Origin of the sequence: Polynucleobacter sp. AP-Nino-20-G2 (assembly GCF_018688235.1) — a bacterium.
Classification (GTDB): domain Bacteria; phylum Pseudomonadota; class Gammaproteobacteria; order Burkholderiales; family Burkholderiaceae; genus Polynucleobacter.
The window spans coordinates 1,807,798-1,828,692 of sequence record NZ_CP061313.1 but is presented as its reverse complement, the minus strand read 5'-3'; the positions used below and the strand labels follow the sequence as shown (position 1 = coordinate 1,828,692).

Below are 20,895 nucleotides of genomic sequence, written 5' to 3'. Positions count from 1 at the left end.
CTTGAAAATCCCCATCTCGGTTTTAGTGGTTATTTACAAATCGAATGGGGAGGTTTTGCTAATAGAGCGAGCCGATAAGGCGGGCTTTTGGCAATCGGTCACTGGCAGTCTGGATGCTCCAGATGAGGATCTCGGTGTAGCTGCCGCCCGGGAAGTCTTGGAGGAGACGGGGATTGATGTTGAATCATTACCCGTAGGCGCTCTACAAGATATGCATCACCAAATTGACTACGAAATATATCCTCAGTGGCGTCATCGCTACGCCCCTGGTGTTACCAGAAACACAGAGCATTGGTTCTCATTACTAGTGCCTGATGCGACACCGGTGACATTGGCGCCAAGAGAGCATGTCGCTTACCAGTGGCTTCCATATCTAGAGGCGGCAAAGACTTGCTTTTCTGAAAGTAATGGCGAAGCCATCGTGAAATTATTCTCAGCAACCGAAGGCGGAAGTGTCTAAGATAGAGCGATGAGACATTCATCTAGCCGACATCATTCAACAATAGATTCAAATCCTTCCCGTGGCAGTGATTGGAAGGTCATCCGTGATCTTCTTCCCTATTTGCTGGAATACAAATTTAGAGTTGCCATTGCACTGTCATGCTTGGTTGCAGCTAAGGTTGCCAATCTAGGCATCCCCATTTTGATGAAGCGCTTGATTGATGCTCTCAATATCAAAGCAGATTCCCCGCAAGCCTTATTGGTAGTTCCGGCCGGATTAATTCTGGCCTACGGATTGCTAAGGGTATCAGCCTCCCTATTTACTGAGTTACGCGAATCGCTTTTTGCTCGCGTTACTCAAAATGCGGTTCGCAAAGTTGCGCTCCAAGTGTTTGAGCATCTTCATGCCTTGGCTCTAAGTTTCCATTTGGCAAGACAAACCGGTGGTGTGAGTCGTGATATTGAACGTGGCACTCGTGGTATTCAATCGCTTATCTCCTATTCGCTTTACAGCATCCTCCCAACCTTAATTGAGTTTTGTTTGGTGCTTGGATATTTTGCCTATTCTTATGATGTTTGGTTTGCGGCAATCACCCTCACTGCTTTAGTTCTCTATATTGGCTTTACGGTGGTCGTGACTGAATGGCGCACGCATTTCCGCAGAACTATGAACGACATGGATTCAAAGGCGAATCAGAAGGCGATTGATTCTTTACTCAATTTTGAGACGGTAAAGTATTTTGGAAATGAAGCTTTTGAGGCGAGTCGTTACGATCAAAATTTAGTGCGCTATCAAGCGGCTGCGGTTAAGTCCCAAAAGTCATTAGCACTACTCAACTTCGGTCAGCAAACCATTATTGCGATTGGACTGGTCATGATTTTATGGCGCGCTACTTTAGGCGTCATTGATGGATCAATGACCTTGGGTGATTTGGTTTTGGTAAATACATTAATGATTCAGCTGTATATCCCGCTGAATTTCTTGGGCGTGATCTATCGCGAGATTAAGCAGGCTCTCACTGATATGGATCGGATGTTCTCACTTCTCAATACTGAGAAAGAGATTGCTGATACTCCTGATGCGAAGCCGCTACACATTGACAACCAAGGAAGAGGCCCAGATGTGCGCTTTGAGCATGTTTCATTTCACTATGATGCCAAGCGAGCAATATTGCGCGATGTGAGCTTTAATATCCCAGCCGGTACGATTACTGCAGTAGTGGGTCAAAGTGGTGCAGGAAAAAGCACCTTGGCCCGTTTATTGTTTCGTTTCTATGACGTACAGTCCGGAAAGATTTTGATTGATAGTCAAAATATTACTGAAGTGACTCAAGCAAGCTTGCGCAAGGCTATTGGAATCGTTCCACAAGACACGGTGCTCTTTAATGACACCATTGGCTACAACATTGCTTATGGAGATCCAAGCGCTTCTATCGAAGAAGTGCATGAGGCCGCCCGTGCCGCGCAGATTGACCGGTTTATTCAACATCTTCCTGACGGTTACGACACCCAGGTTGGGGAGCGTGGCTTAAAGTTATCTGGCGGAGAAAAACAAAGAGTCGCCATCGCACGAACATTGCTAAAGAAGCCTGCCATGCTCATTTTTGATGAAGCTACTTCGGCGCTAGACTCCAAAACAGAGCGTGCGTTTCAGGATGAGCTGTTAAATCTGGCCAAAAATCGTACAACTTTAATCATTGCTCATAGACTCTCAACCATTGTGCATGCGGATCAAATTCTAGTAATGGATCATGGGCAAATTGTTGAGCGAGGCACACACTCTGAACTCTTGATGGCTAATGGTCGATATGCTGAGATGTGGCAAATGCAAGAGCGTGCCGCTCTTGATTAGAATGGTCTCATGAGCAAGCAAGAACTTATTTTAAAAAATGCCTTTGCAGCTGCTTTAGCGGTTGCTGATCCTCAGAAGATTGTTCCCGTCTATTTGCGGAATATTTTCCCAGTAGGTGAAGAGCCACAAGGAAAATGTTTGGTTGTAGGTGCTGGTAAGGCTAGCGCCTCTATGGCTAGCGCCTTAGAGTCTTATGCAAAGACACATTGGCCCAAGGTGACGTTAGAAGGAGTCGTCTTAACTCGCTATGGCCATCATTCGCCGACGAGTCATATTCGAATTATTGAAGCTGGACACCCCGTTCCAGATCAAGCTGGCATGGATGGTGCTAGAGAAATATTTCAGCTGGTAAGCCAGTTAAAGCAGGGTGATGTGCTGGTTGCCTTGATATCCGGTGGCGGATCCAGTTTGCTAACCTTGCCACAACCCGGAATCACTATTGAGGATATGCGCCAGACTACGGAGGCGTTATTGCGCTCAGGTGCACCGATCGAAGAGATGAATGTCATTCGCAAGCACTTGTCGGCGATTCAGGGTGGCAATTTAGCAAGAGTGGCTATTGCTAACGGCGCACGTGTTGAGGCTCTGTTAATTTCCGATGTGACAGGGGATTCTCCGGCAGATATTGCAAGCGGTCCATGTGCCCCAGATTATTCAACCTACCAAGATGCTTTGAATATTTTGGCTCAATATCAGCTGGGTGAGGGATCTATTCCTGAGGTGGTCCTAAGGCATTTGAATCGAGGTGCGGCTGGAGAAATTCCAGAGACTTTGAAAGAGGATGACGTGCAGGGCGCCCAAGTACGAAATCATGTCATTGCTACTGCTTATAAGAGCCTAGAAGCTGCCGCCGAATACGTGCGCACCCAAGGCTATGACCCGGTTATATTGGGCGATACGATTACCGGAGAGGCTCAGGCTGTTGGTGTTGAGCAGGCTAATATGGCGCGACAATACCAGCAAGGCACCGGATCGATCAAGTCACCGTTAGCTCTTATTTCTGGTGGGGAGTGCACTGTCACTTTGCCGGCGGGGGTAAAGGGTCGAGGCGGTCGCTGTAGTGAATACCTGCTGTCACTTTTTAACGCTAGTGCTGGTATGGAGAATGTTTCTGGCTTGGCTGCGGATACAGATGGTATTGATGGCAGCGAGAAAAATGCGGGTGCCTGGTTCACGCCGGAGATTCGTCAAGTTGCGCAAGATCAGAAATTACTTCCCAATGATTATTTAGACAAGCATGATTGCTATGGATTCTTTGCGCAATTACAGGCTTTAGTGGAAACTGGCCCTACACTGACCAATGTGAATGATTTCCGCATCATCTTGCTTGATTAATCTTTAATTAAAAATTCATGACTAATACCCAAACTCAGATTCAGTTGATCCAGCCAGATGACTGGCACTTGCACATTCGTGATGGTGATGTCATGAGGGATGTTTTAGCGGATACCGCGCGTCAGTTTGCGCGCGCGATCATCATGCCAAATTTGAAGCCGCCAGTAACTACAGTAGGTTTGGCAAATGCTTACCGCGCTCGTATTGAAGCGAATCTCAAATCGCTTGGTATAACGGGTTTTACGCCATTGATGACTTTGTATCTCACTGACAATACTTCTGCTGATGAAGTTCGAAAAGCAAAAGCCGAGGGTGTTGCCGCTTTCAAGCTGTATCCAGCAGGTGCAACCACTAATAGTGATGCTGGAGTGAGCGACATTAAGCGTTGCTATAGCGTTTTAGAGGCAATGCAGGCAGTAGGCATGCCCTTATTGGTTCACGGTGAAGTCACCAGTTCTGATATTGATATCTTTGATCGAGAAGCGGTCTTTATCGACCAGGTTTTAGAGCCCTTGCGTAAAGATTTTCCTGCTCTCAAGATTGTGTTTGAGCACATCACTACTAAGCAAGCTGCTCACTATGTGCGTGACGCTCAGACCGGTGAAAAAAATATTTTGGCCGCGACGATTACGCCACAGCATTTGTTGATGAATCGCAATGCGATTTTTGCTGGCGGTATTCGTCCGCATAACTATTGCCTGCCAGTACTGAAGCGTGAGGAGCATCGTGTGGCCTTGCTTGAGGCAGCTACTAGTGGAAGTTCTAGATTCTTCTTGGGCACGGATAGCGCGCCACATGCGAAAGGTGCCAAAGAGGCTGCTTGCGGTTGTGCTGGTTGCTATAGCGCTTTTAATGCCTTGGGTTTATATGCAGAAGCATTTGAGAGTGTGGGTAAGTTAGATAAGTTGGAAGGCTTTGCAAGCTTCTTTGGCCCTGATTTTTATTCTTTGCCACGGAATACCAAGAAAATTACTTTGGTGAAGCGGGCACAAAGTATTCCTGACGAACTGCCTTTGGGTGAAGCCACGATTGTTCCGCTGCGTGCCGGTGAGACTATTGCTTGGTCCTTGGCTTAGGTGCCAAGTATTTCCAGAATTCATTTTTTGAACTAAATTTCTGCGACTGCGTTAGACTGCAGTCGCAGAGTCAATTAGGCAATCGCCGCCTCTTTATTGAGGGGGAGGAAAGTCCGGACTCCATAGGGTAGGGTGATGGCTAACGGCCATCCACGGTAACGTGAGGAATAGGGCCACAGAGACGAGCGTATTTAGTTACGGTGAAACGCGGTAACCTCCACCTGGAGCAATCCCAAGTAAGCAGACGATGAGGCGACCCGCTGAGTCTGCGGGTAGGGAGCTTGAGCCGTCAGGTAACTGCCGGCCTAGAGGAATGATTGCCCCTAGGTGCGAATCTAGGCGACAGAATCCGGCTTATCGATTGACTCTGCACTTACTCTGCAATGATTTCAACGCTGTAACTCAGCTCAGCTGTCTTTGCGAGCATGGTCGTAGCGGAACAGTATTTCTCATGGGAGAGCTTCACGGCGCGATCTACTTTTGCGGGATCGAGGTCTTTCCCTTTCACTTGGAAGTGCAGATTGATCTTGGTGAACACCTTGGGATCTTCTGTTGCTCGCTCTGCCTGCAGTTTGACATTGCAGCCACTAATCGCCTGCCGGGACCTTTGTAGGATTAAAACCACATCAAATGCTGAGCATCCACCAGCACCGGCCAACAAGAGCTCCATTGGTCTTGGGGCCAGGTTTCGGCCACCAGCTTCAGGGGCTCCATCCATATTAACGAGGTGGCCGCTACCGGTTTCTGCTGAAAAAGCCATCCCATTAGTACCCAACCAAGAAACTGTACATTCCATATTAGTGACCCCTAACTTCTTAAATTAATCAATATTATCAATAGTTTACCAACTTATTAAAGATTGTTTTTAGATGAGTTTTGGCTAAAAAGCATCAAAAAATTGATTTTGGTCAATTTTCTTGCATTGCACCATAGTTCTCGATACAATAACCATATAGGTAGTCAGTCTTATATAAGAGACCGATTCACCTCCCAGTGTCTCCTCCACTTAAACATAGGTGGATTCCAACCCAGGACTCGTTCCTGGGTTTTTTTTGGGTTACAATTCAAGGCTTTACTGAATTACCGAACCAGTCAGCGGTAATTGTTTTACCAGTTAGATTACAGAATCTGCGAGCTTGCAAACATAAGCAGGGCCAAGGTGGACGTAGTGTGATTGGAGTAATTTTTTTGACTATAACAATTTGAGAAATCATGAAAACTTTTTCTGCAAAATCCCATGAGGTAGTGCATGAATGGTTCGTGATTGACGCTACGGACAAAGTCCTCGGTCGTGTCGCCAGTGAAGTGGCACTCCGTCTACGCGGCAAGCACAAGCCTGAATACACCCCACACGTTGATACCGGCGACTTCATTGTTGTCATCAACTCTTCTAAGCTGCGTGTCACAGGCACAAAAGGCTTGAACAAAATTTATTACCGTCACAGTGGATACCCAGGTGGTATTAGCTCGACTAACTTCGACAAGATGCAAGACCGTTTCCCAGGTCGCGCTTTGGAGAAGGCTGTGAAGGGTATGTTGCCAAAAGGCCCACTAGGCTATGCCATGATCAAGAAATTAAAAGTCTACGGCGACGCCAATCATCCGCATGCGGCTCAACAGCCAAAAGCGTTAGAGATTTAAGGAAACCAAATGGCTATTAATTACGGAAATTGGAATTACGGCACAGGTCGTCGCAAGAGCTCTGTGGCACGTGTATTCATTAAATCTGGCAAAGGTGAGATTACTGTTAACGGTAAACCTATCGATGCTTACTTTGCTCGCGAAACATCACGCATGATCGCTCGCCAGCCTTTGGCTCTCACAGCGCACCTCACCACCTTTGATATCAAAGTGAACGTGAGTGGTGGCGGTGAAACTGGCCAAGCTGGTGCAGTTCGTCACGGCGTTACACGTGCATTGATCGACTACGACAACGCTTTGAAGCCAACTCTGTCTAAAGCAGGTTTGGTAACTCGCGATGCTCGTGAAGTTGAGCGTAAAAAAGTTGGTCTGCACGGCGCGCGTCGTCGTAAGCAGTTCAGCAAGCGCTAATTCTTTCAGTCGCTTATGTTTTATCGAAAGGGTCGCGCAAGCGGCCCTTTTTGTTTCTACAATTAAGCAAATTGTAAGAATTCAGTATTAAGCTCTGTACGATAATTTACCGCTAGAGCATTTTGGAGATTGACATGATTAAAGTAGGCATCGTAGGTGGGACTGGCTATACGGGTGTAGAGCTATTACGTTTGTTGGCTCAGCATCCTGAGGTGAAAATTGTCGCTATTACTTCTCGGACAGAAGCTGGCATGCCAGTGGCTGAGATGTTTCCATCGTTACGCGGCCGTGTAGATCTTCAATTCACCACACCTGACGAAGCCAAGTTAAATGAGTGTGATGTGGTGTTCTTTGCAACGCCACATGGTGTCGCAATGGCTCAAGCAAAAGAATTGCTCGCCAATCATGTGAAGATTTTGGATCTTGCTGCTGATTTCCGTCTGCAAGATGTCAAAGAATTTGCCAAGTGGTATGGAATGGAACATAGCTGTCCAGATATTTTGGCTGAGGCTGTATATGGTTTGGCAGAAATTAATCGCGAGGCCATTAAAAAAGCACGCGTAGTGGGATTGGCGGGTTGCTACCCTACATCGGTTCAATTGGGTCTTGCACCATTGCTTTCACCAAAGTCAACTGGCGGCAAACAATTGATTGATGGCACACATATTATTTCTGATTCAAAGTCAGGCACTTCTGGTGCTGGCCGCAAAGCGGAGATTGGTACATTACTTTCTGAAGCGAGCGATAACTTCAAAGCTTATGGTGTGAAGGGCCATCGTCATCTTCCAGAAATTGTTCAGGGATTGAAGGCGATTGCTGGTCACGATCAGATTGGTCTGACATTTGTGCCGCATCTAACGCCTATGGTGAGAGGTATTCATTCCACTTTATATGTGCGCTTGACTGAGGCAGGGATGGATGTTGATTATCAAAAACTCTATGAGAACTTCTATAAGGGCGAACCTTTTGTCGATGTCATGCCAGCAGGCAGTCATCCAGAGACACGTTCAGTGCGCGGAAGTAATGGCTTGCGGATTGCTATCCACCGTCCGGGTGGTGGTGATACTTTGGTGATTTTGGTAGTTGAAGACAATTTGGTGAAAGGTGCTTCGGGCCAGGGTGTGCAATGTATGAATCTGATGTTTGGCTTGCCAGAAACAACTGGTTTGACCCAAATTGCGGTTTCTCCCTAAGCTAGAGACCAGTAAAGACCCTTCAGCAAGCTTGGCATTTAAAGCCTAAAATAAGATATTGCCTTTTGAATTAGGAGTAAATCATGACCGAATTAGCGACACAAACTGCACAAGATTTAGCCGAGCCACCAACTCCATTGGTGTTTACGGATAGCGCTGCTGCGAAAGTGGCTGACTTGATTGCTGAAGAGGGTAATCCAGAATTGAAGTTGCGCGTGTTCGTTCAAGGTGGTGGTTGTTCAGGTTTTCAATATGGCTTCACATTTGATGATGCTGTGAATGAAGATGACACGCTCTTTGAAAAAAATGGCGTGACCTTATTGGTGGATTCAATGAGCTTCCAATATTTAGTGGGTGCTGAGATTGACTACAAAGAAGATATCAACGGATCACAATTTGTGATCAAGAATCCAAACGCCCAAACTACTTGTGGCTGCGGATCTTCTTTTTCAGCATAAGTAAAAAATTACGCTGGATAGCAAGCGCCTAGAATTCTAGGACCCCTCGCTCCTGTAACGGCTGGCAGATTTGCTGGCCGTTTTTCTTTGTGAGCCCAAGCAAGCCAGGCAAATGCAAGACCTTCAACCAATTGTGGATCAATGCCAAGCACATCGCTTGTCACCACTTCCAACGAGTGTTTAAACACGCTATTTGTACTTGCCTTTAATAACTGCATCAAAGCGGTATTGCGCGCCCCACCTCCGCAAACAATGAGGGTTGTTGTTTCTGGCGCATGTTGCGCTAAGGCTTGTAGTGCGGAGTGTGCTGTGAGATGTAGCAACGTTGCCTGAACATCCTCGGGATTGATGTTGTCGGCGCCAATATATTTTTGTAGCCACTCTAGATGAAAGTCATCGCGGCCTGTGCTCTTGGGTGGTGCTTTAGTAAAAAATGGATCACTTAGCATCTTATTAAGGAGTGTTTTGTGCACTTCACCTTGCAGTGCCCAGGTACCGTTTTCATCAAAGGCATGACCTTGTTGATCTGCAATCCAGGCATCCATCAGCATATTTCCTGGGCCGCAATCAAAGCCCTTTACTTCTCCGGTGGCGGGAAGGAGGGTTAGGTTGGCGATGCCACCGATGTTGAGAACAGCAAGATGTTGGTCCGAGCCAAATTGCTGCGCATGAAAGGCTGGAACGAGTGGAGCGCCATGACCTCCGGCCGCTAGATCGCGGCTTCTAAAGTCTGCAATGACATCAATCCCGGTGAGTTCAGCAAGTAATGCTGGATTGAGGGTTTGATGGGTATAGGCAAGCGGATGAGAAAGATCTGCCTGATGACGAATAGTTTGGCCATGAGCGCCGATGGCGCTGATATCCGAGGGCTGATGCTTTGTCTGGGTCAGCAATTGCTGAACCGCTGCTGCATAGGCGATTGCAAGGGCGTTTGCTGCTTGATTCTCCCGGTGGATCTCATTTGGTCCAGGCGTTTGCAGGTCCAGCAGGGCTTTGCGTAATTGAGGGCTAAACGGGGCGCTGACGGCCCCCAACAGAGTCGCTTCACCTGTGACCGCTAGTTTTGTAAGGACTGCATCAATCCCATCTAGGCTAGTGCCAGACATCAGGCCAATGTACAGGGAATCAGGTTTGTTCATGCGGTATCGGGGCTTTTTTCTCAGGAATGCGACAATAATGTTTTAGCAATTTAACTACTAATTTAACTGAATCACTTAACCGAATCAGCATGACGGCTAAACCAGAACAAAAATACCCACTGACTCCTGAAGTTTTTGCGGCCCTTGAAGTGACTAAGCGGGGCTGTGAGGAGCTTTTAGTTGAGGCGGATTGGATTCAAAAGCTAGCGAGAAGCCAAGCTACCGGCGTTCCTTTGCGCATTAAATTGGGCTTGGACCCTACAGCGCCTGATATTCATTTGGGGCATACCGTTGTTCTGAATAAATTGCGCCAGTTGCAAGATTTGGGCCATACCGTCATTTTCTTAATTGGCGATTTCACCAGCATGATTGGCGATCCTTCTGGACGCAATGTCACGCGCCCACCATTAACCGCTGAAGAAATTGCAGTGAACGCGCAGACCTACTATCGCCAGGCGAGTATGGTGCTTGACCCAGCGAAAACTGAGGTCCGCTATAACAGTGAGTGGTGCGATCCTTTGGGCGCGCGTGGCATGATTCAGTTGGCTGCTAGATATACCGTTGCGCAAATGCTAGAGCGCGAAGACTTTACAAAACGCTACCGTAGTGGCGTACCAATCTCCGTACATGAATTTTTGTATCCGCTGATGCAGGGCTATGACTCGGTTGCTTTGAAGAGTGACTTAGAGCTTGGCGGTACAGATCAAAAATTCAATCTTTTAGTTGGCCGTGAACTCCAGCGTGAGTACGGTCAAGAGCCGCAATGTATTTTGACTATGCCACTGTTAGTTGGTTTGGATGGCGTAGACAAGATGAGTAAGTCCAAAGGTAATTACATTGGCATTAGCGAGCCTGCTAGTGACATGTTTGGTAAGCTCATGAGTATTTCGGATGACTTAATGTGGGATTACTTCACATTGCTCTCTTTCCGCCCAATGACCGAGATTGATCTCATGAAGCAAGAAGTCGCTGCTGGTCGTAACCCGCGCGATTGCAAAGTGCTGCTAGGTCAAGAAATCGTAGCGCGTTTCCATTCTCAAGCTGCGGCAGAAAAAGCTTTAGAAGACTTCAATCACCGTGCTAAGGGTGGCGTTCCTGATGAGATTCCTGAGGTTGGCCTGACTGGTGCTCCAATGGGAATCGCCAGTCTGCTCAAGGCTGCGGGACTTGCCCCGTCAACATCAGAAGCTATGCGCAATATTGAGCAGAACGGCGTCAAGATTGATGGTGTCACTATTGCCGACAAGCAAGCAAAGATTGAGTCGGGCACTTATGTAGTGCAGGTCGGGAAACGTAAGTTTGCCAAAGTCACTCTGACCTAATTTTTATTTGCGGCACGAAGATCAACAATCTCATTGGTTTTGCAGATCTAAATGGAGTAAGAACTGATGTATCGGGAACTCCTCAAAACTTTACAGCCACACAATGGGTGTATGGAGGAGCAGCGATGCTTGGCGGAACTTACTTCTTAGATAAGTCCTACTTCGTAGACTTTAGCTACATCTATGCAATGACACAAAATAAAACCTCAAATTACTATTCAACATTTAATAATCCAGGCTCTACCACCAGTTATCAAGACTCTTTAATTGGTAACAGCACTGGAACGGCAACCATTCAAACTATCGGATTAACTCTCAATAAATTGTTTTAATGCTTTGTTATTAAGGATGTAATAATACCCGCTCTGGCGGGTATTTGATTGAGCGCTACTTAAGTATCTGAGCTAATGCTGCTGGGCGGGGTGAGCCCAAAATGCTCATAGGCTTGACGTGTTGCTACTCGGCCGCGAGAGGTTCTCTGTAAATAGCCTTGCTGAATCAGGTAGGGCTCTAGGACATCTTCAATAGTGTCGCGCTCTTCACCAATTGCCGCAGCTAAGTTATCAATACCTACCGGGCCACCATCGAACTTATGCAAGATGGCTTCCAGCAGTTTTCTATCCATCACATCAAATCCGCTCGGATCTACGTCAAGCATTTTCAGCGCGGCATCAGCCATGGCCTTGGTAATCGTACCCGTGCCCTTCACTTCTGCATAGTCGCGTACGCGACGCAGTAGGCGATTGGCGATACGTGGGGTACCTCTAGCGCGCTTTGCAATCTCAATCGATCCATCTGGATCAATGTCGGCTTTGAGTAAGTTGGCTGAGCGCGTGATGATTTTGGTGAGCTCTTCAGTAGTGTAGAACTCTAGGCGTGCCACGATGCCAAAACGATCGCGCAAAGGATTGGTGAGCATGCCGGCGCGAGTAGTCGCACCAATCAAGGTAAATGGTTTGAGATCGATCTTGACGCTGCGTGCCGCTGGGCCTTCGCCAATCATGATATCCAGACTGTAATCCTCTAGAGCGGGGTAGAGGATCTCTTCTACAACGGGTGAGAGACGATGAATCTCATCAATAAAGAGCACGTCATTGGCTTCTAAATTCGTGAGTAGGGCTGCAAGATCACCTGGTCTATCCAATACGGGGCCACTTGTTTGTCGCAAGTTCACGCCAAGCTCTCGTGCAATGATGTGCGCCAATGTCGTTTTGCCGAGTCCAGGAGGGCCAAACAAAAGAACATGATCCAGAGCCTCTTGTCTTGCTCTGGTCGCGGTAATGAAAATCTCTAACTGGGCGCGAGCTTTCGTTTGACCAACATACTCATCGAGCTGTTTTGGGCGCAATGCTCTTTCGAAGACAGCCTCAGCGTTACCTGCGGCACCGCTCACAATGCGATCGTTACCCTCCGGTAAATCTTCGGGAATAGAGCTAAGGTCTTCTGTGTGGATTGCCATGCTGCAAGTGTAGTGGTGTTTGAGTAACTAGTGATTAAGACTTCGAGAGGTATTTCAGGCCCATACGGATGCCGTCGGAAACCGAGGTATCAGGTGGGATTTGCTTAAGCGCGAGATGTGCCTCTTTTTCTGAATAACCGAGAGCCAAGAGCGCTTGCAATATTTCACTACTTGCTTCAATCGCCTGGGGTTTGCCGCCAATCATTCCTAAATCAGGAGCAAGCTTGCCTTTGAGCTCCAAGCAAAGACGTTCAGCAGTCTTTTTTCCGATGCCAGGAACTTGGGTCAAGCGGCTAGCCTCTTGCATGGTAATCGCTTGCGCTAGCTCATTCACGCTCATGCCTGATAGGACGGCCAATGCAGTGCGCGAACCGACGCCGCTAATTTTGACCAACTGCCTGAATGCTTCGCGCTCTGTTTCTGTCGCAAAGCCAAAGAGTTGCTGCGCATCCTCGCGAACCTGGAAGTGCGTTAGTAGAGTAATTTTTTGATTGGTCTCTGGTAGTTGATACAGCGTGCTCATTGGCACATCAATTTCATAACCAACGCCTTGGCAATCTACCAAGAGTCGAGGTGGATGAACTGAAACGAGAATTCCTTGAATGCGACCAATCATGTGAAGATCTTAACCTGTAATGTCTTTAGATATTTTTTGCTTATTATTTACTTGCTGCGTTTCTTAGGGGCTAATGCGGCGGTAATGGCTTTGGGAATCTGGGCGTGGTGCGCAGCGCAAATGGCTACCCCCAGCGCATCTGATGCATCCGTACCTGGAGCGCGATTAAGGCGTAATAGTCGTTTCACCATCTCTTGGACTTGAGGCTTGGCAGCTCGGCCAGTGCCGACGATTGCTTGCTTCACTCTTAAGGCGCTGTATTCAGCAACAGAGAGCTTTTCAGAAACCAAGGCAGCAATCACCGCCCCTCTTGCTTGTCCCAGCATCAGAGTCGAGCGTGGATTGACATTAAGGAACACCTCTTCAATTGCGGCTGCCTCTGGGTGATAGGTCTCTAAAACTTCTTTTACACCAGCATAGAGCGCGCCTAGGCGCTCTGGTAGCCCCTTGGCTGGATCACCACTTTCAATCGTTCCGGAGGCCACATACGTGAGTTTTTGACCATCAACATCGATGACACCAAAACCTGTTGTACGTAATCCCGGGTCGATTCCAATCCAGCGCATGGGGTACTCAGAGATTCTCTAGTGTCGTTTAGTGGCGGAAGTGGCGTGTGCCGGTAAAGATCATGGCGATGCCATGCTCATTTGCCGCCGCGATGATTTCATCATCACGCATGCTGCCACCTGGTTGAATGGCACAACTTGCACCGCCATTTACCACTACATCCAATCCGTCGCGGAATGGGAAGAACGCATCGCTTGCTACCGCGGAGCCTTTGAGACTCAAACCAGCGTTCTCCGCTTTAATGCTCGCCATACGCGCAGAATCCACGCGACTCATCTGTCCTGCACCAATTCCGAGGGTCATACCGTTGGCGCAATACACGATAGCGTTGGATTTCACGAATTTAGCAACGCGCCATGCAAACATCATGTCGTGCATTTCGCTTGGAGTTGGCAAACGTTTGCTCACTACGCGCATTTCGCTTTCCAACACATTCTTCGCGTCAGGAGATTGCACTAATAGACCGCCACCAACACGTTTGAAATCAAAAGCATTAAATGCAGTGCCAAGTGGGATTTCTAATAGGCGCACATTTTGTTTGGTGGCGAAGAGGGCTTTTGCTTCATCGCTAAAACTGGGCGCAATTAACACTTCTACAAATTGCTTAGAGATGGCTTCTGCCGCAGCACCATCACAAGGCACATTAAAGGCGATAATGCCGCCAAATGCAGAACTTGGATCGGTCTTAAATGCTTTCTGATAAGCCTCGAGCGCATTTGCGCCAACGGCTACGCCACAAGGATTGGCATGTTTAATGATTACGCAAGCTGCGGCACCACCAGCATTACCAGTAAAGCTCTTTACGCATTCCCAGGCAGAGTCTGCATCAGCAATATTGTTATAGGAAAGTTCTTTCCCTTGTAGTTGTTTGTAATTGGCAAGCGCGCCATCTACTGGGTAAATATCTTTATAGAAGGCAGCTGACTGATGTGGATTTTCACCGTAACGCATCTCTTGTACTTTTTCAAAAGCGAGATGGAGTGTTTTAGGATAGGCTGAGCGTGCCTTATGGTCTAAGTCATCGCCTAATGCGCTCAGATAGTTTGCAATAGCGCCATCGTATTGGGCGGTATGGGCAAATGCTTTCTTAGCTAATCCCAGATTCGTCTTATAAGAAACCACATTCTTGTTTGCCTTCATCTCATCCAATACAGGAGCGTAGTCTTCTGGCGAGATCAATACAGTGACATCTTGATGATTCTTCGCAGCGGCACGCAACATTGCTGGACCGCCAATATCAATGTTCTCAACCGCATCTTCAAATGAACAGTCTGCCTTAGCAACCGTCTCGTTGAAGGGGTAAAGATTGATCACAAGCATATCAATTGTGTCGATGCCGTGCTCTTTCAGTGCAGCCATGTGCTCAGGAAGGTCTCTGCGAGCAAGCAGACCACCATGCACCATCGGGTGTAATGTCTTCACGCGGCCATCCAACATTTCTGGAAATTTAGTTAATGAAGAAACTTCTACGACAGGCAGCTTATTTTCAGCCAAGAGCTTAGCTGTGCCGCCAGTAGAGATTAGCTTGACGCCTTGCTCATGCAGGGCTTTAGCAAAAGGCACGATGCCGTTTTTATCGGAGACGGAGAGGAGGGCTGTACGGATCATATTCAGTAGGAAGGTTTAATGGGTAAATAATTTAGGAATGAGTTTGTATTACTTGAGTAATTGATGTTCAAGTAATTTCTTATGCAGGGTATTGCGATTGATGCCGAGATATTGCGCTGCCAAGGACTGATTCTGTTTGGCGTGTTGCATCACTAGCTCTAACATTGGTTTTTCGACTACCGCTAAAACCATTTGATACAAATCTGATGGCGGAGTTCCCTTGAGGTCATCCAAGTAGCGTTGCAGTTGGGTTTCAATGCATTCGGTAATGGGGTGCTTATTTGTCATAGGTAATCAATCACTAAAAACTGAAGTTAGGCTGCTTCTAAAAATAACAAACGGTCTGAATGGGATTTCATCTCATCAAAAAAATCATTCACCATCTGTAATTGTGTTTTGCAATCATCGGCCGTATTCATTCTTTGGCGGAATGCATGTGAATTTCGCAGTCCTTTGCAGTACCAGCCAATGTGCTTGCGTGCAGTGCGAAGTCCGATGTACTCGCCATAGAACTCATAGTGGTCTATGAGGTGGGCGTTCATGATGCTTTGAATCTCATTAATTTGTGGTGTGGGTAATTTGCCACCCGTTTCCAGGAAATGATTAATCTCTCGAAAAATCCAGGGACGTCCTTGGGCTGCGCGACCAATCATGATGGCATCTGCACCAGTCTCTTGTAAAACAAAAGCTGCTTTTTCCGGGGTAGTGATGTCGCCATTGGCTACTACTGGTATGGAGACGCTACTTTTCACAGCCGCAATCGTTTCGTATTCCGCTTCACCGTGATACAGATCCGCTCTAGTGCGGCCATGAACAGTCAACATGGAAATGCCAGACTGTTCGGCAAGACGGGCAATATCAATAGCATTCTTGTGTTCGCGATCCCAGCCAGTGCGAATCTTTAAGGTCACTGGTACCGCATCCGGGCCTGTGCTAACCGCTTGAACTACCGCCTCTAAAATCTGCTGCACCAAAGGTTGATCTCTTAGCAGTGCGGAGCCCGCCGCGACATTGCAAACCTTTTTTGCGGGACATCCCATGTTGATATCGATGATCTGTGCGCCATGGTCAACATTGAGTTTTGCAGCCGCTGCCATCATCTGGGGATCTGCTCCAGCGATCTGCACCGCGATCGGCTTAAATTCCCCCTGGTGATTGGCGCGACGTTGTGTTTTTTCGCTTTTCCACAAGAGGGCGTTGGACGCAATCATTTCAGATACGGCATACCCAGCCCCAAGCTTTTTGCAAAGCTGCCTAAAAGGGCGATCGGTCACTCCGGCCATTGGGGCGACAAACAGCTTATTCGCGAGGAGGTGTGGACCAATCTTCATTTTTATTGTGCTGGGCTAGGTATAAAGAAAGGGGTATGTCTGGTGATCGGGAAGCCTGACACTTTAGCACAATCACCCCTCAATTTGCCTAAAAAATAGGCAAATTCCGTGATTTAGGTGAAACGAGTAATGCTTGGGTTTTAGGGGCTATTTCAGGCTCTTAGCGCCTGCCGAACATCATCTGGCGGGCTAAGGCTGTCTTGACTGGGGGAAGCCATTGGAGGGCCGATAAAGCCAATCCCCTGGCCACAACCACTGGAAGTAGGTTTGAGGTGAAAACCCGTGCCATAAAGTCGGTCAGGCCAATGGTGGCAGTACGGTCCACTTTACGACTTTGGGCATAGTCCCCCAAGGTTTTTTGAATGGCTGCGGAAGTTTTTTCATCATCTGACCTCGAGAAAAGGGCGCTCAGCTTTTCTGCCAATAGATAAGCGTCGCGGAGTCCCAAATTGAGGCCTTGCCCAGCAACCGGGTGCAGGGTCTGTGCGGCATTACCAATCCAAACTTCATTGCCTTGAGTAATCTCTTTGCGGTAATTAAGGCCTAACTCATACAGACGACGATCTTGAACCTGGAGGAATTGACCGATACGTGAGCCAAATTCTGCTTGCAAACTTTTTAGAAAATCCGCATCACTCAATTGCAGTCTTGTCTGAGAGGATTGCGGGGAGCCGCACCATACAAGATTCAAAATATTCGGGCCATAGTGGCTTGGCAAAACCGCTAGGGGACCTTCCGCGGTAAATCGTTCCCATGCTTGGTGAGGCGCCGCATTCTCAACTTCAACTAAACCTACTAAAGCAGATTGTTCATAGTCACGACCGGACTCTACCCAATCTTGCGTTCTAAATAGGCCACCTTCGGCATGCACGATGCATTTAGCTTGAATCGCGTTGGTATTGGTGTCCGCATCAATATGGCGCCATACAAAATTCGGGCTTTGAGCTTGAATGGTTCTTAAGGCTTTGCGAAGCGTGAGATGAATATCGCGATAGCGAATGATGTGACCCAGCGCATCTTGTTTCAGTTCTTCACGAGTCATTAAGGCTCTACCAAAGCGGCCCGCTTGGGATACATGTACTCGATGAATATCGGCGCATTCTGTAGGCCATGCATTGATCGTATCCAGCAGCAACTTGCTGCCATGGGAGAGGGCGATACCCCTGCTATCGGCCGCAACCAGATCGGCATCGTTTTGCGGGTTGCGATCCAGTAATGCGATTTTTGCTTCGGGGAATTTTTGTAAGCACCATGCTGTACAAGCAAGGCCGACAGGCCCGCCCCCTTGAATCAAAATATCGTAACTATCGTTTGGCATGCTGGCTGACGTATTAATGGTTTTGCATCAGAGATTCGATCTCATCGGCCTTGACTGGAACCCCGCGAGAAATTAATTCACAGCCAGAATCATTTACTACGGCATCATCCTCAATGCGGATGCCGATATTCCAAAATGATTCATCCACATCATCTGCTGGGCGTACATATAGGCCTGGCTCAATCGTGAGAACCATGCCTGTCTTCAGAACACGCCAAGGTTTTTCCTCGGAGGAATTTTTGCTGGCACTGAACTGTTCGCGATAAGAGCCGACATCGTGAACATCCATGCCTAGCCAGTGCGAAGTGCGGTGCATATAAAAGCGACGATAGGCGCCAGATTCAATAGCGTTATCTAGAGAGCCTAGCTCAGAGAGCTTCAAGAGTTTTTCATCTAGCAGACCTTGCGTTAAAACTTTGAGTGCCGCTTCATGGGGTTGCATGAAAGTGTTGCCAGGTTTTGTTGCGGCAATGGCTGCTTCTTGCGCTGCCAACGTGATGTCATATAAGGCACGTTGAGGACTAGTAAATTTACCGTTCACTGGAAATGTGCGTGTGATATCTGAGGCATAGCCATCGAGCTCGCACCCGGCATCAATCAGGCATAGCTCACCACTGCGTAATTCAGTAGAGCCTGCGCGGTAGTGAAGAATGCAGGAGTTCGCACCACTAGCCACAATGCTGTTGTAGGCCACGCTCTGCGCTCCGCTATGGCGGAACTCATGGAGTAATTCTGCTTCGAGATGGTATTCGCGCATTCCTGGCTTGCATACTTGCATTGCACGAATATGGGCGCGCGCGGATATTTCAGCGGCTCTTCGCATGATGTCGATTTCATGCGCATCTTTAAAGAGACGCATCTCATGAACCAAGGCTTCAATATCATGCAGCTCGGAAGGTGGATTGACACCGGAACGGGCTTGTTGGCGCACCTGTTTCATCCAGTGGCGTAAGCGACGATCGGTCTCTGCACTCTCTGAGAGGCGAATATAGATAGCCTCTTGGTCTGCCAATAGCTCGCTGAGTTTTTGATCAAGCTCATGATTGCTGTGAGCGTATTCCACGCCTAAAGCTTCGGGCGCTGCTTCTGGCCCCAAGCGGATGCCATCCCAGATCTCGCGCTCAGCATCTTTAGGCCTGCAAAAGAGGTGGGACTCCAATTGAGGGTTGCTACTGCTACCGGCAATTTTGAGGACTAGCGTTGCTCCTGGCTCTTCAAAACCAGTTAAGTAGAAAAAATCACTGTCATGGCGATATGGAAACTCGCTATCGCGGTTGCGGGCAGATTCAGGGGCGGTGGTAATGATGGCAATACCACCGGCTGTCTTGGCGCAAATCTGTTTCGCTAATTCAATTCGGCGTTGTTGGTAAATATTAGACTTATTCATTAGCTGCATTGAGCTCTTGTAATCGTTGTGGAGTACCTACATCGTGCCATGGTCCGCTGTATTTTTCACCGGAGACCCTATTTTCAGCCATAGCCTCCCTGAGGAGAGGAGCCAGCTTTGCTGGAATATCAAGCTCTAAACCCTTAAATAAATCACGGTGATACAAGCCAATCCCTGAGAAAGTAAGCTTTTCAGCTCCTTCTGTGGGGCTATCGCTTACCCCGGAGTTCTGAAGGTAGAAATCCCCCTCAGGGTGTTGGACGGGGTTCGGAACCATTACGAGGTGGGCCAGTGGCGGATTGGTTTGCTGGCGACACGCTTTCAGCTGCTCAAGCAATTGGCCAATGGGAAAATTTGGGCAAAAGACATCGCCATTGATTACAAAAAAGTAGTCGGCCGGATTCAGTAAAGGCAGGGCTTTACGAATACCACCGGCAGTTTCTAGGGCGCTTACTTCTGGGGAGTATTGGATCTTGAGATCAAATTGACTGCCGTCACCAAGCGCATCTTCAATCTTCTGACCAAGCCATGCATGATTAATCACAATCTGTCGAATGCCGGCTCTTGAGAGTGCTTCCAAGTGCCATGCAAGTAAGGATTTATTTTTGATTGTTAGCAGCGGCTTTGGTAGATTGTCCGTCAGTGGACGCATACGCTCGCCACGTCCTGCTGCAAGTAGCAGGCAGGGTAGGGCAATCGCATTGCTAGTTTGATTCATACTGACTTATTTTGGGTGACTGAAGTGCGGGTTGACTCCAGAATACGCGCTAACGGTTTAAGTTCAATATATCGATGGGCAGTCGCAATCGCGTATTCCAAAACTAAAGGAATATCTTTGAGGTATCCATCTTTGCCATCTCGATGAAAGAGTCTGGCAAAAATACCTAAGACTTTGAGGTGGCGCTGCAAACCCATCCATTCAAAGTCACGATAGAACTGTCCAAAATCATCGGTCATGGGTAGCCCAGCTTTGCGACCTTCCTCCCAGAATTTAATCACCCAATCAATGACGCGTTCTTCAGGCCATGCAATGTAAGCATCGCGCCATAATGAGGCTGCGTCGTAAGTAATTGGCCCATACACTGCATCTTGAAAATCAATCACACCTGGATTATTCACTTCCGTCACCATGAGATTGCGTGAATGAAAGTCGCGATGTACGTACACTTTTTCTTGAGCTAAATTATTTTTAATGATGAGTGCAAATGCTTGTTTGATTTGGGACTCTTGAACCTCCATTAATTCCATTTGGAGATGCTTCTTCAAATACCACTCCGGAAACAAATCTAATTCGCGTTGCAGTAGAGCTTCATCATAGTTTGGCAATACGTCTGGCTTGCTCGCCAATTGCATCTGTACTAGAGCATGCGTCGCATCTTTGTAAAGGTGATCAGCGCTCTCAGGATTAAGCTCTGCTAAGTAAGTTTTGGTGCCCAAGTCATTGAGTAAAAGAAAGCCTTCAACAACGTTCTGTTCCAAAATTTTAGGAACATTTAAACCTGCTTCCGCGAGCAATAAATCCACCTTTAAAAAGGCATCTAGGGGCTCATGTTGGGGTGGGGCATCCATCACGATCAAAGTCCCAAATTCCGGATTTTTCGACTCAATTCGGAAATACCGTCGAAAGCTGGCATCTGCCGAGGCAGGGGCCAAACTGGGGAGATCTAATTGCCAGCTAGGTTTGAGGCCTTTTAGCCAGCTGCGGAGGGTGTCTAAGCGAGAGTCAGTCATGGTCGATTCG

Annotated in this window: 22 protein-coding genes and 1 other RNA gene; 11 read left to right on the top strand and 12 right to left on the bottom strand. The window is 47.7% G+C overall.

The genetic code is table 11. The features are described from left to right. Nucleotide 1: 1 nt before the first annotated feature. The 5 genes from nudB to rnpB all read left to right on the top strand — a co-directional run bounded on the left by nudB (nt 2) and on the right by rnpB (nt 5,077). A complete protein-coding gene (nudB, locus tag FD960_RS09470; RefSeq protein ID WP_215298943.1) occupies nt 2–460 on the top strand; it encodes a dihydroneopterin triphosphate diphosphatase in 459 nt (152 codons plus the stop codon). A 9-nt stretch (nt 461–469) separates the two neighbouring features. Further along, complete coding sequence (locus FD960_RS09465) at nt 470–2,293, top strand: ABC transporter ATP-binding protein/permease (RefSeq protein WP_215298942.1); 1,824 nt, start codon at nt 470–472, stop codon at nt 2,291–2,293. A 9-nt stretch (nt 2,294–2,302) separates the two neighbouring features. After that, the gene (locus tag FD960_RS09460) at nt 2,303–3,628 is read left to right on the top strand and encodes a glycerate kinase (protein ID WP_215298941.1); all 1,326 of its coding nucleotides are present in this window, start codon (nt 2,303–2,305) and stop codon (nt 3,626–3,628) included. A 17-nt stretch (nt 3,629–3,645) separates the two neighbouring features. Then, on the top strand, nt 3,646–4,704 hold the full coding sequence (pyrC, locus tag FD960_RS09455) for a dihydroorotase (protein ID WP_215298940.1): 1,059 nt from the start codon (nt 3,646–3,648) through the stop codon (nt 4,702–4,704). A gap of 66 nt (nt 4,705–4,770) precedes the next feature. Continuing rightward, nucleotides 4,771–5,077: RNase P RNA component class A (gene rnpB, locus FD960_RS09450), an RNA gene on the top strand. On the opposite strand, the gene FD960_RS09445 is transcribed toward rnpB, so the two are convergent. Continuing rightward, nucleotides 5,078–5,500 carry an OsmC family protein gene (locus FD960_RS09445; protein ID WP_215298938.1) on the bottom strand — a complete coding sequence of 141 codons (423 nt, stop codon included), beginning with the start codon at nt 5,498–5,500 and terminating at the stop codon, nt 5,078–5,080. Nucleotides 5,501–5,916: 416 nt separating this feature from the next. On the opposite strand from FD960_RS09445, the gene rplM reads away from it, so the two are divergent. From rplM to erpA, 4 genes are all read left to right on the top strand, one after another. After that, a complete protein-coding gene (gene rplM / locus FD960_RS09440; RefSeq protein WP_011903721.1) occupies nt 5,917–6,345 on the top strand; it encodes a 50S ribosomal protein L13 in 429 nt (142 codons plus the stop codon). Nucleotides 6,346–6,354: 9 nt separating this feature from the next. Beyond that, a complete protein-coding gene (gene rpsI / locus FD960_RS09435) occupies nt 6,355–6,756 on the top strand; it encodes a 30S ribosomal protein S9 (RefSeq protein WP_015422033.1) in 402 nt (133 codons plus the stop codon). A 134-nt stretch (nt 6,757–6,890) separates the two neighbouring features. Continuing rightward, nucleotides 6,891–7,949 carry an N-acetyl-gamma-glutamyl-phosphate reductase gene (gene argC / locus FD960_RS09430; RefSeq protein ID WP_215298936.1) on the top strand — a complete coding sequence of 353 codons (1,059 nt, stop codon included), beginning with the start codon at nt 6,891–6,893 and terminating at the stop codon, nt 7,947–7,949. Nucleotides 7,950–8,032: 83 nt separating this feature from the next. Beyond that, entirely contained in the window at nt 8,033–8,407 is a 375-nt protein-coding gene (gene erpA / locus FD960_RS09425) for an iron-sulfur cluster insertion protein ErpA (protein ID WP_088526457.1), read from the top strand. 8 nt (nt 8,408–8,415) lie between these two features. Here erpA and FD960_RS09420 read toward each other — a convergent pair whose 3' ends face one another. Continuing rightward, the gene (locus FD960_RS09420) at nt 8,416–9,546 is read right to left on the bottom strand and encodes an anhydro-N-acetylmuramic acid kinase (RefSeq protein WP_215298934.1); all 1,131 of its coding nucleotides are present in this window, start codon (nt 9,544–9,546) and stop codon (nt 8,416–8,418) included. Between the two features lie 89 nt (nt 9,547–9,635). Here FD960_RS09420 and tyrS point away from each other — a divergent pair, with 89 nt between their 5' ends. Together tyrS and FD960_RS09410 are read left to right on the top strand one after the other, a co-directional pair. Next, nucleotides 9,636–10,868, top strand: coding sequence for a tyrosine--tRNA ligase (gene tyrS / locus FD960_RS09415; protein ID WP_215298932.1), 1,233 nt, complete (start codon nt 9,636–9,638; stop codon nt 10,866–10,868). A 125-nt stretch (nt 10,869–10,993) separates the two neighbouring features. Next, nucleotides 10,994–11,200: a hypothetical protein gene (locus tag FD960_RS09410; protein WP_215298930.1), complete on the top strand. Its 207-nt coding sequence runs from the start codon at nt 10,994–10,996 to the stop codon at nt 11,198–11,200. Nucleotides 11,201–11,259: 59 nt separating this feature from the next. On the opposite strand, the gene ruvB is transcribed toward FD960_RS09410, so the two are convergent. The 10 genes from ruvB to FD960_RS09360 all read right to left on the bottom strand — a co-directional run bounded on the left by ruvB (nt 11,260) and on the right by FD960_RS09360 (nt 20,885). Then, nucleotides 11,260–12,327, bottom strand: coding sequence for a Holliday junction branch migration DNA helicase RuvB (gene ruvB, locus FD960_RS09405; RefSeq protein WP_215298928.1), 1,068 nt, complete (start codon nt 12,325–12,327; stop codon nt 11,260–11,262). A 34-nt stretch (nt 12,328–12,361) separates the two neighbouring features. After that, complete coding sequence (gene ruvA / locus FD960_RS09400; protein WP_215298927.1) at nt 12,362–12,943, bottom strand: Holliday junction branch migration protein RuvA; 582 nt, start codon at nt 12,941–12,943, stop codon at nt 12,362–12,364. 47 nt (nt 12,944–12,990) lie between these two features. Further along, complete coding sequence (gene ruvC / locus FD960_RS09395; protein WP_215298925.1) at nt 12,991–13,509, bottom strand: crossover junction endodeoxyribonuclease RuvC; 519 nt, start codon at nt 13,507–13,509, stop codon at nt 12,991–12,993. A gap of 28 nt (nt 13,510–13,537) precedes the next feature. Further along, entirely contained in the window at nt 13,538–15,118 is a 1,581-nt protein-coding gene (purH, locus tag FD960_RS09390; RefSeq protein WP_215298924.1) for a bifunctional phosphoribosylaminoimidazolecarboxamide formyltransferase/IMP cyclohydrolase, read from the bottom strand. Nucleotides 15,119–15,166: 48 nt separating this feature from the next. Further along, nucleotides 15,167–15,406 carry a helix-turn-helix domain-containing protein gene (locus FD960_RS09385; protein ID WP_215298921.1) on the bottom strand — a complete coding sequence of 80 codons (240 nt, stop codon included), beginning with the start codon at nt 15,404–15,406 and terminating at the stop codon, nt 15,167–15,169. Nucleotides 15,407–15,432: 26 nt separating this feature from the next. Further along, nucleotides 15,433–16,449, bottom strand: a complete 1,017-nt coding sequence (gene dusB, locus FD960_RS09380) for a tRNA dihydrouridine synthase DusB (RefSeq protein ID WP_215298919.1) — start codon at nt 16,447–16,449, stop codon at nt 15,433–15,435. Nucleotides 16,450–16,609: 160 nt separating this feature from the next. After that, nucleotides 16,610–17,767, bottom strand: coding sequence for an FAD-dependent monooxygenase (locus tag FD960_RS09375; protein WP_215298917.1), 1,158 nt, complete (start codon nt 17,765–17,767; stop codon nt 16,610–16,612). Nucleotides 17,768–17,780: 13 nt separating this feature from the next. Further along, entirely contained in the window at nt 17,781–19,154 is a 1,374-nt protein-coding gene (pepP, locus tag FD960_RS09370) for a Xaa-Pro aminopeptidase (protein WP_371817430.1), read from the bottom strand. Next, nucleotides 19,147–19,872 carry an N-acetylmuramate alpha-1-phosphate uridylyltransferase MurU gene (gene murU / locus FD960_RS09365; protein ID WP_215298913.1) on the bottom strand — a complete coding sequence of 242 codons (726 nt, stop codon included), beginning with the start codon at nt 19,870–19,872 and terminating at the stop codon, nt 19,147–19,149. Before murU ends, pepP begins: the two co-directional genes overlap by 8 nt. After that, nucleotides 19,869–20,885, bottom strand: a complete 1,017-nt coding sequence (locus tag FD960_RS09360) for an aminoglycoside phosphotransferase family protein (RefSeq protein WP_215298911.1) — start codon at nt 20,883–20,885, stop codon at nt 19,869–19,871. Before FD960_RS09360 ends, murU begins: the two co-directional genes overlap by 4 nt. Nucleotides 20,886–20,895: the final 10 nt, after the last annotated feature.

What these genes read in the sequence shown, in the direction of transcription:
- FD960_RS09465 (WP_215298942.1), top strand. Translation starts at nt 470, where the DNA reads ATGAGACATTCATCTAGCCGACATCATTCAACAATAGATTCAAATCCT.
- FD960_RS09460 (WP_215298941.1), top strand. Translation starts at nt 2,303, where the DNA reads ATGAGCAAGCAAGAACTTATTTTAAAAAATGCCTTTGCAGCTGCTTTA.
- pyrC (WP_215298940.1), top strand. Translation starts at nt 3,646, where the DNA reads ATGACTAATACCCAAACTCAGATTCAGTTGATCCAGCCAGATGACTGG.
- FD960_RS09445 (WP_215298938.1), bottom strand. Translation starts at nt 5,500, where the DNA reads ATGGAATGTACAGTTTCTTGGTTGGGTACTAATGGGATGGCTTTTTCA.
- rplM (WP_011903721.1), top strand. Translation starts at nt 5,917, where the DNA reads ATGAAAACTTTTTCTGCAAAATCCCATGAGGTAGTGCATGAATGGTTC.
- rpsI (WP_015422033.1), top strand. Translation starts at nt 6,355, where the DNA reads ATGGCTATTAATTACGGAAATTGGAATTACGGCACAGGTCGTCGCAAG.
- argC (WP_215298936.1), top strand. Translation starts at nt 6,891, where the DNA reads ATGATTAAAGTAGGCATCGTAGGTGGGACTGGCTATACGGGTGTAGAG.
- erpA (WP_088526457.1), top strand. Translation starts at nt 8,033, where the DNA reads ATGACCGAATTAGCGACACAAACTGCACAAGATTTAGCCGAGCCACCA.
- FD960_RS09420 (WP_215298934.1), bottom strand. Translation starts at nt 9,546, where the DNA reads ATGAACAAACCTGATTCCCTGTACATTGGCCTGATGTCTGGCACTAGC.
- tyrS (WP_215298932.1), top strand. Translation starts at nt 9,636, where the DNA reads ATGACGGCTAAACCAGAACAAAAATACCCACTGACTCCTGAAGTTTTT.
- FD960_RS09410 (WP_215298930.1), top strand. Translation starts at nt 10,994, where the DNA reads ATGCTTGGCGGAACTTACTTCTTAGATAAGTCCTACTTCGTAGACTTT.
- ruvB (WP_215298928.1), bottom strand. Translation starts at nt 12,327, where the DNA reads ATGGCAATCCACACAGAAGACCTTAGCTCTATTCCCGAAGATTTACCG.
- ruvA (WP_215298927.1), bottom strand. Translation starts at nt 12,943, where the DNA reads ATGATTGGTCGCATTCAAGGAATTCTCGTTTCAGTTCATCCACCTCGA.
- ruvC (WP_215298925.1), bottom strand. Translation starts at nt 13,509, where the DNA reads ATGCGCTGGATTGGAATCGACCCGGGATTACGTACAACAGGTTTTGGT.
- purH (WP_215298924.1), bottom strand. Translation starts at nt 15,118, where the DNA reads ATGATCCGTACAGCCCTCCTCTCCGTCTCCGATAAAAACGGCATCGTG.
- FD960_RS09385 (WP_215298921.1), bottom strand. Translation starts at nt 15,406, where the DNA reads ATGACAAATAAGCACCCCATTACCGAATGCATTGAAACCCAACTGCAA.
- dusB (WP_215298919.1), bottom strand. Translation starts at nt 16,449, where the DNA reads ATGAAGATTGGTCCACACCTCCTCGCGAATAAGCTGTTTGTCGCCCCA.
- FD960_RS09375 (WP_215298917.1), bottom strand. Translation starts at nt 17,767, where the DNA reads ATGCCAAACGATAGTTACGATATTTTGATTCAAGGGGGCGGGCCTGTC.
- pepP (WP_371817430.1), bottom strand. Translation starts at nt 19,154, where the DNA reads ATGAATAAGTCTAATATTTACCAACAACGCCGAATTGAATTAGCGAAA.
- murU (WP_215298913.1), bottom strand. Translation starts at nt 19,872, where the DNA reads ATGAATCAAACTAGCAATGCGATTGCCCTACCCTGCCTGCTACTTGCA.
- FD960_RS09360 (WP_215298911.1), bottom strand. Translation starts at nt 20,885, where the DNA reads ATGACTGACTCTCGCTTAGACACCCTCCGCAGCTGGCTAAAAGGCCTC.